We start from the raw sequence: 10,494 nt of genomic DNA, 5'->3' as shown, positions 1-10,494 counted from the left end.
TGCCCGAAGACGCTCCTTGGGCTGGGCGCAAAGCCGACTGGCCCAGCAGATCGATGGGTCACCGGCCACCACTTCTTCATCTGCATCGAGGCGGACGCCAAGCGCTGCCTGATGCTCCCGCTCTACTCGCATGACGGCCCTGGCCGCAGCCAGATCAGCATGGATGGTCGCAGCGGGCATGAGAAGTGGACTTTAGGAGCGCACTACTACCACCCCGTACAGACTTGGCTTGCAAGCCGCTTTGCCATCGCTAGGGCTGCACAAGCCTCTGGCGACCTGACCCGAAGCGGATCGAGGAACTTGCTTCAGCCGGACCTGATCCCCGTCCTGCCCCCACCCGCATAATTTCTCCCAGAACCAAGAGGGGGAGAACCACATGCCAGCACAGGCAGCGCTCGCAGCAAGCGGGCCTCAGATCATCGCGTCCCAACCCATCCCGGTAGACATCACGACGACCAAGGCGCTGACCATCGAGATTGCCAAGGTGCCTGACGGGAAGCCGTTCGATCCCCACTGGACGACTTACGTCCAGGCGATTGGAACTCCAGTTGTAGCCGTGATCGCGGCAGCGATCGCAGCGACAATCCAGTACAGGCAATGGAGAACAGCTACAGCATCAGCGGAGACGGCAAAGAACAAGCTGAAACTGGACCTGTTCGATAAGCGCTTCAAAGCATTCAACGCCGCAGCTAAGCTCATCGTAAAGATGCAAACGGAGGACGTTCACAGCGACAAGGAAGTCCAGAAGCTGATTGGAGAACTCGCAGGTAGCGAGTTCATGTTCGATGAGGCGATTCAGACTTACATAGTTGACGAGCTGTTCAAGCACGTCGCGAAGGTGATGTCCTTGCAACATGCAATGATGCAAGCTATCAAGAAAGGCGATGGATCATTTGATGGTCTCTCCGATGAACAGGAGACCGCAAAGAGGTGGTTTGACAATCAGTTGGACGTCCTCAGGGAGAAGATGACGCCTTTCCTTCACCTGACTCACTAAGATGGTGACCAAGACCGCACCGCCGAGCACATCGAGTGCAGGAAGCGCACCGCAACCTGGATCAATCCCGGCAACTCCAGCCGTTCAGCGATTCGACCTGCCGCCTCCGGCACCAGGCACCAGCTCCAGCCATCCTCTCGTACTTCAGATCGAGAAGACTCCAGACCCCGATGGGCTGCAGATTTTCACAGCCATCACTACATGCGTGCTCACCGCGCTTGCCGGCCTGATTGCCTGGCGGCAATGGAGGACATCACACGACACTCTCCGCTTCAGTCTCTTTCAGAAGCGATTTGAGATCTACGACGCGACGCGCATCTTCATCGGCGACATAGTGATGAGCGGCAACACCAGCAAGGAAGGCACTGCAAAGTTCCTAACTGCTACTCTGGGGACGAGATGGCTATTCAACGAGAAGCTTGCCAGCTACATGCAGGAGCTGTACGACCAAGCGCAGCTTCTAGAGGCGAAGCGGCTTGAGATAGAGGACGAAGACCACGACGTTGAACGCGGCAAACTTCGTGTCCAAGCGACCAATCTTGTGAATTACTTTGTTGATCAACAGAAGGCTCTCAACGACAGGTTCAAGTCTCACATGCCCACCATCGGCGCTTAGCCTTGATGGGAAACGTGCTGCGAAGCCCCAAACCTGTCACCTGTCGCTACTGCCCAGCTGAACCTGTTCACAGGTTGTTCAGGATCGTAGTGGCCCCACAACGAAGCGCTGGGAAGCGCATCAGGTCGTCCCTGGCAGCAATCATTGACGTTCAGCTACCTCGTGTTGAACTCCAGCAGTCAGACGCTCCCACGTCGTTCTGGTGACGCCTCGGGCAAGGCAAGCACGAGAGCTGCGCCCGCTTCCAGGTCTGCCCCTGCTCCCGCGGGTGCAGCATTGCCAACGAGGGCCAGTTGCGCAGGATCTGCACAAGACCTGGCACCCGCACGCAGGCTCTTGTTTTCAAAGGCGTTTGGAGCGACGTAGCAATACGCGTTCTATTGCAACGGTGCTCTGACCTTCACAGGCCACATGCACGACCTCACGTAGGTTCCTGTGGGCTCTGAAGAATCCCACCTGTTCACAGCCCATCGTCTGTGAACAACTGCCTCAGTGAACAGCCTGTGAATGATTTGGGACTCTCGATCCCGAAAACGTCACGTCGCTTGTCTTGGCTGCTGCTTCGTGCGCCGCGTCATTCAGGTGAGTCCCCTGGGCTGCGAGCTTTTGCTTGATCGCCAGGATTCGCAGCTCCCTTTGCGGCTTCGGAAGGATTTAGAACTCTAGCCGCAAGCATGCTCTCGACTCGCGCCTTATCTCTATCTTGGAGTTCGCGCAGACCAGCAGTAAATTGAGCCATGTTCCCGATTGCAGAGCTATCAGGCAATGCGCGCATCATCGCGACAACTGACTCGTTCATTTCATTCGTCTGCTCCGACGGCTCGCTCCCCACTTTTTTCGACACAAGACTTGCCATCTTCATAATGCCTCCCTGACTTGCGGCCATGATGCTCTGTGCGTAATCCACGAAATTGAGCATGGCGTCAAGTTTTTGGTCGCGCTCCATGGAAGACTCAAGTCTCAGATTTTCCCGGCGCAGATTTTCCCGGGTCAAACTCAAAATCTCCTCCAACTGATCGCCCGGGGTACGCGTAGCAACGGGTGATGATGCGGGCGGCAAAGCCGAGATCTTTTCTGCCAGCTTTGGCCACCAAACGTCGACAATTTCCTCAAGCTGTTGCGCGTCGATTCGGCCTTCACCCAGCCACTTGTTCACAGTAGCCAATACCTTACCAACACCCTCGCGATTGAGAGTTTGAGCTTGAAATTGCGTGAGGGGTCCGTTCAGCTGCCCGGGGCTCATCTCTAGGAGAAGTGGGCAAACACAAGTCTGATCAAGGGTTTTAGACAACGCCCCGGCCTCAAAAAGCAGCCAAGGATTATTTTGATTCTCCGGGGTAACGCAGATTATCCCAATCGTTGCCGAGTTCAAGGTCGCAGAAACTTCCGTCAGCCATCGCGCGCCCGCACCGATGTCCTCAGCAGACATCCACGGCTTAAGCGATTGAACTACCTTTGGCAACCATGCGCGAAGTGCTTCCGCGATAAGACGACTACGATCTCCGGACCAACTGACAAATACCTGCATGTTCTGTTCTCCCTCTTGAAGTAGTGCGGCGAGGCACGGTTCATTATGACGAATCTTCATCCGGAGCAAACCCCGCACATTGGCGGGACCACGCTCACCGCTTCAGGCGTTGCCTTGCCCGATAGCGACGCCACGACTCAACCCGGCTTCCTCGCTCTCGCTGCCGCCAGTCGCTTGCCGCGTCGTTGAGCGCGTCCATCCAGCGCGGACGACGCCCCTGCGATGCAAAGTGCAACGGATGCTCGATCTGCTTGCGCCAAGCAGCAAACACCATCGGCCAGGGCACGTTCACGCCCAGTCCCCCCGCTGAATAGCGCGCTTCCAAGCATTCCAGCATTTCGAGCTCGCGCCTGCGTGCGGCCAGTTCCTTTTCCCAAAAGTCTGGCTCGAAGAAGTTATCGGGCCACCCGAGTTTCCGCAACCGGCGCCGATTCTCGTTCTGCAAGTCCATGCGGCGGTAGTACCGCCAGTTCAGGAAAAGCTTAGAATTCATAAATACCTCGACTTCATTTGAGGTATTTAAATGACAACCAACAAACCAACCAGTGTCCAGGGCCTCGCAATCGGCGAGGTATCCCAGGACACACTGGATAAGCTCGCTAGTCGTGACGAGGACATCCGCAACAGCGGCAAGCTCGACATTTTCCAGCAAGTCCTTCCAGAGATTCCAGCAGACTACGTTCTGAAGTCGCGCGACAAGGGCTATTTCCGCGACATGAGCAACGCGGTATTCGACCTGTCGGTGGAGTACCCCGTTATGCGCTGTGGGCGCATCAGAACCCAGGCGAGCGATCTCCGGGCTTGAGCGCCGAAGCCACTTCAATCAACGACTTACGGTCCATTTCTACTCCTTGGGAGGCCTGCAACTCGCGGCCCTTCAAGAACGTATAGGGTTGGCTTTTAGCCATGACGACGCGTTTCGGCTTCGACCTGCGGCGAGGGGCGTTTTTCGAGTGCATGCTGATAATGCTACGGAGGGTCTAGAGGAACGTTTTCCGTTGCCTTCTGCGCAACGAATGTGCCGCCGCGAAGCCGTCGACTTGCACCGAGCAGTAGGAAATGCACATCACTCTACCGATGCGGCGCACCTCCACGGATACGGCCCCGGTCCAGGTATGGCGCAGCACGGCTCAGTTCTGCACCATGGGTTGTACAAATGCTACGGAGACAGGGGTCGCCGTTCCGGACCGCTTGCGACCTGAGATGAAACTACCGGAAGGCTCAGATTGCGTCCACAACTCAGGCGCTGCCCTCTCGAAGGACATCGTTCCACCCCGGTTCCAACCTCGACAGGCGCCGTGGAACCGCACGCGGTCGAAGCGGATCGTGATCACGGAAAGTCGTCTGTCAGACGTCAACGTCCTTGTGGTCGAACTTGCGCTGGTTGCCCGCGAAGCGAGGGACGCTTCTTGCGATCCAAGAGCGCGACCCTGCATCTGCATGGCAATGATCTCGGTGGTGTAGTTGTCCTTGCCATCCTTGTCCTGCCACGTCACGTTCTGCTTTGTCTCGGCAGTGAACCGCTAGTCGTTCTAGCGCTGGTCGAGGTCGAGCCGGGCCAGCTCTAGCGCTCCGCCCATGAAAAAAGGCCCCTACGGGCCTTCTCGCTTTATGGAGTCCAGTGCACCCCGCATAAACTAGGGGTTTCAGTGTTTTGCTGACCAACAAACCTGGGTCAACGAAACTTGAAAACGGTACTGTGACAACGTGCAGGCTGTCTTCAAATCTATTTATAACGGCGGTCCGTCTGAATTGCAATAAGACTTAGCCGCGCGCACCTAAGGCAAGCCGCGAGAAGGTCTCAACCTGATATTGCTTATAGCGCTCTTTTGCATACTCTGTCCGGACGCCACTTTCCGGATGCTTCTTCGTTCCATTGAACCAAACTGCTCGCAAGCCAACGTTCTTGCCGGTTTTATTCTGCACGGCCTCGTCAATGAACTCTTGCGAGGTCATCAGCCATGTTGCGTCAAGCCTTTCCGAATAGAAGACGAACCAGTAATCCTCGCGGTGCTCATGCGTGATCGCTGCAAACAATGCGGCGTCGCCAAGCTTCACGGTGCTGGAGCGCGCCTTTATCTGGACCAACGCGATGCTGCCATCTCGACGCCGGACGATTGCATCAACGGCATGGTCATCCACCAGGGGAACGTAAACGTCCATCCCCTCCTTCAGCATCCGGCCAATGATCCAGTACTCGATGCGCTTTCCGAAGCCAGCGGAATGGCGGAACGAACCAGCCTTTACCAAGGCCTCGGTGATGTCGGGTCCAACGGTCATTGGGCGATGCTAGCGAGGACGCGTCGCGCCGTCGAATTTCAAAGTCGCGCCACCGCGTCAGACACTTTTTCGTCTCGAATTTCGACAGCCGTGCCGTGATCGGCGAGCATCCGTCTCGGAGCACGGTGCTCCACGCCAACAAAAAGGAAAACACATGGCATCCCACCCCACCACCCAGAACCTCGCCGCCTCCTCGGCCACCCCGGCACCGCTGAAGTTCAGCTAGAAAGAGCGCGCACCCAACGGCACCTGGCATTTCTCCGCCGATGTGAGCGGCGTTGAAGTCCCTGACGTTGAAGCGCAGGCGATAGCCGCCATGCTGGACGTTGCCGCTTGGCTGGCCGCCAGCTTCAGTCGTGAGGATTGGCTCCTGGTGGACAACCAACACAGCACTGTCGAGTTGACAGTACGAAGGCAGGGATGGCCGCGGGCGCGTGACTGCGATCCTCATGCCGCTCGGCAACCACACGATGCCGCAGGTGGAGCTGTTCAGCGCTCGCATCGTGAAGGTGGAGACGCGCGGCATGCTGATCACCGGCGAGGAAGAAGAGTGGGAACGGAAGGTCTGCCGGAAGTACGAGCAGACGATCTGGGCATGGCCTCATGGTCCTGGTCGGGAAGACAAGCCCAAGCACGAGCCCATGAGCACCCAAGCGAGGGACTTCCTGGCTGAACTGGAAACATTGGCCTGAGTACGATTGCGCTCACAAAACGACGAGTTGAGGGAGCGCACATGAAGCTGAACGGCTGGCAACGCCTATGGGTGGTGCTTTCGGCAGTCTGGCTGGCGTTCACTCTTGTCGGCTTCTCCAAGGAAGTTCCTGGCGACCAAAGCGCAAGGCGAAATGCGGAAGCCCAGGCCACCTCTGAACTTCGAGCGCCGGATCAGAAGAGAGCTCTCGACTGCATCCTTGAGCGGGGACCGTTGCCAAACTATGACGAACATGTAGCTTGTGAGATCAAGTCGCGCGATCTAACGCCTGCTGAGCAACGCAGCCTTCAGCAACGTATCGCGGAACTGCTGCCTGAGGCCAAATCGGCCTTGCGTGGCACGCAAGTGCAGATGCTGGCGGCCTTCTTAGGTCTGTGGCTTGTCGGCATTCTGCTGCTCTACGGATTGGGCTGGATTGCTGCCTGGGTAGTGCGGGGGTTCAAGCAGAAGGCCAATTAGGCCGCGTTGAGATTCGCATCAAGCTGTTTCCGATGCCCATGTTCGATGACGATGGTCATGGGTTCAGCCATTGACGGCTCCCTACATTCGTTGGTCTACCAACAGGGAGCGTTGATGATTGCACCAGAGGATCTGTACATCCTGGATGTCACGGAGTTTGCAAAAGACCTTTACCGCATGGGTAATGCCCGCTGGCCAAACTTTGGCGAAGATCGCGCGCGGGTAGATGTTCCCATCGGATTTCAAAACGGCGTGGAAGTAGCAATTGCGAATGGCAACGGTTTTTCGGCGTCGGACAAGATTACCAAGACCATGCAGAAGCCCGGCAAAAAGGTCTGGAAGATCAAGAAGGGTTCCAGATTGCCCGATGAAATCGTGATCGCGAAGGACATGCGACCGGGCTATGATGGACATTACATGCTGGCGCCGGCGAAAACCATGCCTTTGCGGAAATACCTCGGCGCCCTCGAAGAACTCGGTATGGACCCCGCACGAGTCCAACTAATCACTGTGGGAGTGTAGTAATGGCCGTCAAGCTTATCGTCAGCGAATACAACATTCTTTGGAAAGCGCTGAAGCACTACCAGCAACACCTGGAGCATGTTTCAGAAACCACGGAAGACGAAGACCAGCAGCTCTTCGTTGACGAGGATCTGGAAAAGATGGAGTACATGTTCAACAACATCCAGCACGCGGCCAAAGCTGATTGGGACCTGGACCTCAAGTAAGCGTCAAGATTCCAAAAACAAAGAACCCCTGATCTTGCGACCAGGGGTTTTTTGCTTACTAGGAGGATCTCAAACTATGCGTTCATGACGAAGCTTGCGCTTCGCATCTATTTAGCCTTCCAAGACTTCCGCTGCCCTCATAGCTGCTGACGAGGCTTGGACGTGCGCGCAGACGATGGTGCTCTGGATGTTCTTGTGGCCCAGCATGGCTTGCACCTCAACGAGCGATAGATCACCACGCAGCAACCGGGTTGCGAAGCAATGGCGCATGGTGTTGAGCGTCACTTTCCCCGCTGACTCATCAATCCCTGCCCTCTTCACAGCGTCACGAATCCAGTCCGTGTTGACCTTGTGATCGGTCTTGGTCGGGAACACCCAGCCGGACTCGCGGTAAAGCTCGTACCGGCGAAGCAAGGTCTCATGCAACTTCGAGGTCATGACCAACGACGAGTCAACGCCTTGCTTGCTCCGCTTGATGTCCACGACACGCCTGCTGAAGTCAACTTGCGACCAGCGCAGCTTCTGGGCCTCGTTGAGGCGAACACCCAAGATGAACAGCACGACGAGCAGATCCACGTTGTTCTGACGCTGCAAGGTCTTGATCCGGTTCCGACCGCGATACACGGCATCAGGATCAATGGCAGCGAACAGGCGCTCCTCTTCGTCCTTCGTCAACACGCGAATCCGTGTCTTCTGCGCCTTGAGCCCTTCGATCTTGGGACCAGAAGTCCAGCCCTGCTCCTTGCAGAAGTTCTGAAGCCCGTTCCAGTAGCTGACGAACACCGACACGGTGTTATGGGCCGCCCCTTCCTCGCGACGGCCTGCAAGTGCCGCCTGAACCTCGAATAGTTGGACATCCTTGACCGGCTTATACGAAAGCAGCCGTTTCCAGTGGTTTGGATGCGTACATGCGTTCTCGTATCCGCCTGAACCCTTGCGAGCACGAAGGAACGCGGTAATTGCCTCGTACAAGCGGACTGGCTTGACGCCTTGAATTACCACCGAGGTGACGAATTCGCTTTCGATCTTCAAAGCGATTTGCTCGGCCAGCTTCTTATCGCCGGTCTTGGTAGAACGGGCCACGGTCTGGCCGTTGATCATTTTGCGGAAGTGCCAAGTTCCGTTGCGCAGGGTAAGGGACATGGTTTAGTCGCGTTGCAGTATGTGACTTGCGCAAGTCTCCAACCACCGTGGCTAGGATCAAGCACTTCTTGAGACCCAGTAAACCAACCTGATTCTCGAAGCTGATTGCAAGCGGATTACTCAACGAGCGACGCGAAGTCAGTTGCCCAACCTCGGGATACCTGAGCGGATTGCCGAAGCCATTTTGTGCAAATGGTGTGCAAAACCTGGCTTGTGCATAAAGCTACTAGCGGGTGGTTTTGTAGGAATGCAACGAGCCCTTGCCCCTCTGGGAGGCTGCGCAAGTGTGCGAGGCCCCTCAGGAACCGTGCGAGGACCTGACCACGGCGCTTCCCCGCGTCAGCACGGTGTCGGGGCACTTGCGATAATGGGCGGTTGCTCCTTGAGGACCGCAAAGACCATGACCACCATCCGCTACGCCGACCTTGTCGAAAGCGTCGCTGCCGCCCTGCAGTACATCAGCTACTACCACCCGGCCGACTACATCCAGCATCTGGCGCGCGCGTACGAGCGCGAGCAGAGCGTGGCCGCGAAGGACGCGATCGCGCAGATCCTGACCAATTCGAAGATGTGCGCCGAAGGCCGCCGTCCGATCTGCCAGGACACCGGCATCGTCAACGTGTTCCTGAAGATCGGCATGGACGTGCGCTGGGGCGACTTCCCCGGCTCCATCCAGGACGCCGTGAACGAAGGCGTGCGCCGCGCCTACAACCATCCGGACAACAAGCTGCGCGCCTCGGTGCTCAGCGATCCGATCTTCGAGCGCAAGAACACGAAGGACAACACGCCCGCGGTGATCTTCATGGAGGTCGTGCCCGGCAACACCGTGGACGTGATCGTCGCGGCCAAGGGCGGCGGCTCGGAGAACAAGAGCAAGGTCTACATGCTCAACCCGAGCGAGAACATCGTCGACTGGGTGCTCAAGACCGTGCCGACCATGGGCGCGGGCTGGTGCCCGCCGGGCATGCTGGGCATCGGCGTCGGCGGCACGGCCGAGAAGGCCGCGCTGCTGGCCAAGGAAGCCCTGATGGACGACATCGACATGTACGAGCTGCTGGAGCGCGGTCCGAAGGACAAGCTCGAGGAGCTGCGCATCGAGCTGTACGAGAAGGTCAACGCGCTGGGCATCGGCGCGCAGGGCCTGGGCGGCCTGACCACCGTGCTGGACGTCAAGATCAAGACCTATCCGACGCACGCGGCCTCCAAGCCGATCGCGATGATCCCGAACTGCGCCGCCACGCGCCACGCGCACTTCGTGCTGGACGGCTCGGGCCCGAGCTACCTGACCCCGCCCAGCCTGGACCTGTGGCCCGACGTGCAGTGGGCGCCGGACTACAACAAGAGCAAGCGCGTCGACCTGAACACGCTGACCAAGGACGAGGTCGCCAGCTGGAAGCCGGGCGACACGCTGCTGCTCAACGGCAAGATGCTGACGGGCCGCGACGCCGCGCACAAGCGCATCCAGGACATGCTGGCCAAGGGCGAGCCGCTGCCGGTGGACTTCACCAACCGCGTCATCTACTACGTCGGCCCGGTCGATCCGGTGCGCGACGAGGTGGTCGGCCCGGCGGGCCCGACGACCGCGACGCGGATGGACAAGTTCACCGACATGATGCTGGAGAAGACCGGCCTCATCGCGATGATCGGCAAGGCCGAACGCGGCCCCATCGCGATCGAGTCGATCAAGAACCACAAGTCGGCCTACCTGATGGCGGTGGGCGGCTCGGCGTATCTCGTGTCCAAGGCGATCAAGCACGCGACGGTCGTCGGCTTCGAGGACCTGGGCATGGAAGCGATCTACGAGTTCGACGTGGTCGACATGCCGGTGACGGTGGCGGTCGACGCCGGCGGCACCAGCGCCCACATCACCGGCCCGGCCGAGTGGCAGCAGCGCATCGCCGCGGGCAAGCCGATCAAGATCCCGGTGGCGGCGGGCTGAACGCCCTCCCCCTCGCGATCACCAGCATCGCGATCACGAACGGCAAGGCCACCCTCGGGTGGCCTTTTTCGTGCAACGCGGGACGCAGATGG

At 58.2% G+C, this 10,494-nt stretch carries 13 protein-coding genes; 9 read left to right on the top strand and 4 right to left on the bottom strand.

The features are described from left to right. The 3 genes from PV762_RS02315 to PV762_RS02305 form a co-directional block, all read left to right on the top strand. A partial coding sequence (locus PV762_RS02315) for a hypothetical protein (protein ID WP_421033405.1) occupies positions 1-345 on the top strand: 345 nt, incomplete at its 5' end. Between the two features lie 31 nt (positions 346-376). Then, positions 377-997 carry a hypothetical protein gene (locus tag PV762_RS02310; protein ID WP_421033404.1) on the top strand — a complete coding sequence of 207 codons (621 nt, stop codon included), beginning with the start codon at positions 377-379 and terminating at the stop codon, positions 995-997. A gap of 1 nt (position 998) precedes the next feature. Beyond that, the gene (locus PV762_RS02305; protein ID WP_421033403.1) at positions 999-1,613 is read left to right on the top strand and encodes a hypothetical protein; all 615 of its coding nucleotides are present in this window, start codon (positions 999-1,001) and stop codon (positions 1,611-1,613) included. Between the two features lie 574 nt (positions 1,614-2,187). Here PV762_RS02305 and PV762_RS02300 read toward each other — a convergent pair. Next, a complete protein-coding gene (locus PV762_RS02300; protein WP_421033402.1) occupies positions 2,188-3,141 on the bottom strand; it encodes a toll/interleukin-1 receptor domain-containing protein in 954 nt (317 codons plus the stop codon). A gap of 94 nt (positions 3,142-3,235) precedes the next feature. Continuing rightward, the gene (locus tag PV762_RS02295) at positions 3,236-3,634 is read right to left on the bottom strand and encodes a hypothetical protein (RefSeq protein WP_421033401.1); all 399 of its coding nucleotides are present in this window, start codon (positions 3,632-3,634) and stop codon (positions 3,236-3,238) included. A 30-nt stretch (positions 3,635-3,664) separates the two neighbouring features. Here PV762_RS02295 and PV762_RS02290 point away from each other — a divergent pair, with 30 nt between their 5' ends. Continuing rightward, positions 3,665-3,946, top strand: a complete 282-nt coding sequence (locus PV762_RS02290) for a hypothetical protein (protein ID WP_421033400.1) — start codon at positions 3,665-3,667, stop codon at positions 3,944-3,946. Between the two features lie 959 nt (positions 3,947-4,905). Here PV762_RS02290 and PV762_RS02285 read toward each other — a convergent pair. Then, positions 4,906-5,421 (bottom strand): hypothetical protein, encoded by a 516-nt coding sequence (locus PV762_RS02285; RefSeq protein WP_421033399.1) that lies wholly within the window; start codon positions 5,419-5,421, stop codon positions 4,906-4,908. Positions 5,422-5,855: 434 nt separating this feature from the next. Here PV762_RS02285 and PV762_RS02280 point away from each other — a divergent pair, with 434 nt between their 5' ends. Genes PV762_RS02280 through PV762_RS02265 form a run of 4 tightly spaced genes read left to right on the top strand, consistent with a single transcriptional unit; the run spans position 5,856 to position 7,320 of the window. Beyond that, positions 5,856-6,113, top strand: coding sequence for a hypothetical protein (locus PV762_RS02280; protein ID WP_421033398.1), 258 nt, complete (start codon positions 5,856-5,858; stop codon positions 6,111-6,113). A gap of 41 nt (positions 6,114-6,154) precedes the next feature. Then, the gene (locus tag PV762_RS02275; RefSeq protein ID WP_421033397.1) at positions 6,155-6,592 is read left to right on the top strand and encodes a hypothetical protein; all 438 of its coding nucleotides are present in this window, start codon (positions 6,155-6,157) and stop codon (positions 6,590-6,592) included. Positions 6,593-6,637: 45 nt separating this feature from the next. Further along, entirely contained in the window at positions 6,638-7,114 is a 477-nt protein-coding gene (locus tag PV762_RS02270; protein WP_421033396.1) for a hypothetical protein, read from the top strand. A gap of 2 nt (positions 7,115-7,116) precedes the next feature. Beyond that, positions 7,117-7,320: a hypothetical protein gene (locus PV762_RS02265; protein WP_421033395.1), complete on the top strand. Its 204-nt coding sequence runs from the start codon at positions 7,117-7,119 to the stop codon at positions 7,318-7,320. 111 nt (positions 7,321-7,431) lie between these two features. Here PV762_RS02265 and PV762_RS02260 read toward each other — a convergent pair whose 3' ends face one another. Beyond that, positions 7,432-8,463, bottom strand: coding sequence for a tyrosine-type recombinase/integrase (locus tag PV762_RS02260; RefSeq protein ID WP_421033394.1), 1,032 nt, complete (start codon positions 8,461-8,463; stop codon positions 7,432-7,434). Between the two features lie 400 nt (positions 8,464-8,863). Between PV762_RS02260 and PV762_RS02255 the strand changes: the two genes are divergently transcribed. Continuing rightward, a complete protein-coding gene (locus PV762_RS02255; RefSeq protein ID WP_421033393.1) occupies positions 8,864-10,402 on the top strand; it encodes a fumarate hydratase in 1,539 nt (512 codons plus the stop codon). Positions 10,403-10,494: the final 92 nt, after the last annotated feature.

It is taken from the genome of Mitsuaria sp. CC2 (genome assembly GCF_048957715.1).
GTDB lineage: Bacteria > Pseudomonadota > Gammaproteobacteria > Burkholderiales > Burkholderiaceae_C > Roseateles.
The sequence above is the reverse complement of the archived record's forward strand: the minus strand, read 5'-3'. Positions and strand labels throughout refer to the sequence as shown.

Excerpts from the sequence above, each read along its gene's own strand:
- PV762_RS02305 (WP_421033403.1), top strand. The coding sequence starts at position 999 with ATGGTGACCAAGACCGCACCGCCGAGCACATCGAGTGCAGGAAGCGCA.
- PV762_RS02275 (WP_421033397.1), top strand. The coding sequence starts at position 6,155 with ATGAAGCTGAACGGCTGGCAACGCCTATGGGTGGTGCTTTCGGCAGTC.
- PV762_RS02285 (WP_421033399.1), bottom strand. The coding sequence starts at position 5,421 with ATGACCGTTGGACCCGACATCACCGAGGCCTTGGTAAAGGCTGGTTCG.
- PV762_RS02295 (WP_421033401.1), bottom strand. The coding sequence starts at position 3,634 with ATGAATTCTAAGCTTTTCCTGAACTGGCGGTACTACCGCCGCATGGAC.
- PV762_RS02300 (WP_421033402.1), bottom strand. The coding sequence starts at position 3,141 with ATGCAGGTATTTGTCAGTTGGTCCGGAGATCGTAGTCGTCTTATCGCG.
- PV762_RS02255 (WP_421033393.1), top strand. The coding sequence starts at position 8,864 with ATGACCACCATCCGCTACGCCGACCTTGTCGAAAGCGTCGCTGCCGCC.
- PV762_RS02265 (WP_421033395.1), top strand. The coding sequence starts at position 7,117 with ATGGCCGTCAAGCTTATCGTCAGCGAATACAACATTCTTTGGAAAGCG.
- PV762_RS02290 (WP_421033400.1), top strand. The coding sequence starts at position 3,665 with ATGACAACCAACAAACCAACCAGTGTCCAGGGCCTCGCAATCGGCGAG.
- PV762_RS02260 (WP_421033394.1), bottom strand. The coding sequence starts at position 8,463 with ATGTCCCTTACCCTGCGCAACGGAACTTGGCACTTCCGCAAAATGATC.
- PV762_RS02310 (WP_421033404.1), top strand. The coding sequence starts at position 377 with ATGCCAGCACAGGCAGCGCTCGCAGCAAGCGGGCCTCAGATCATCGCG.
- PV762_RS02270 (WP_421033396.1), top strand. The coding sequence starts at position 6,638 with ATGACGATGGTCATGGGTTCAGCCATTGACGGCTCCCTACATTCGTTG.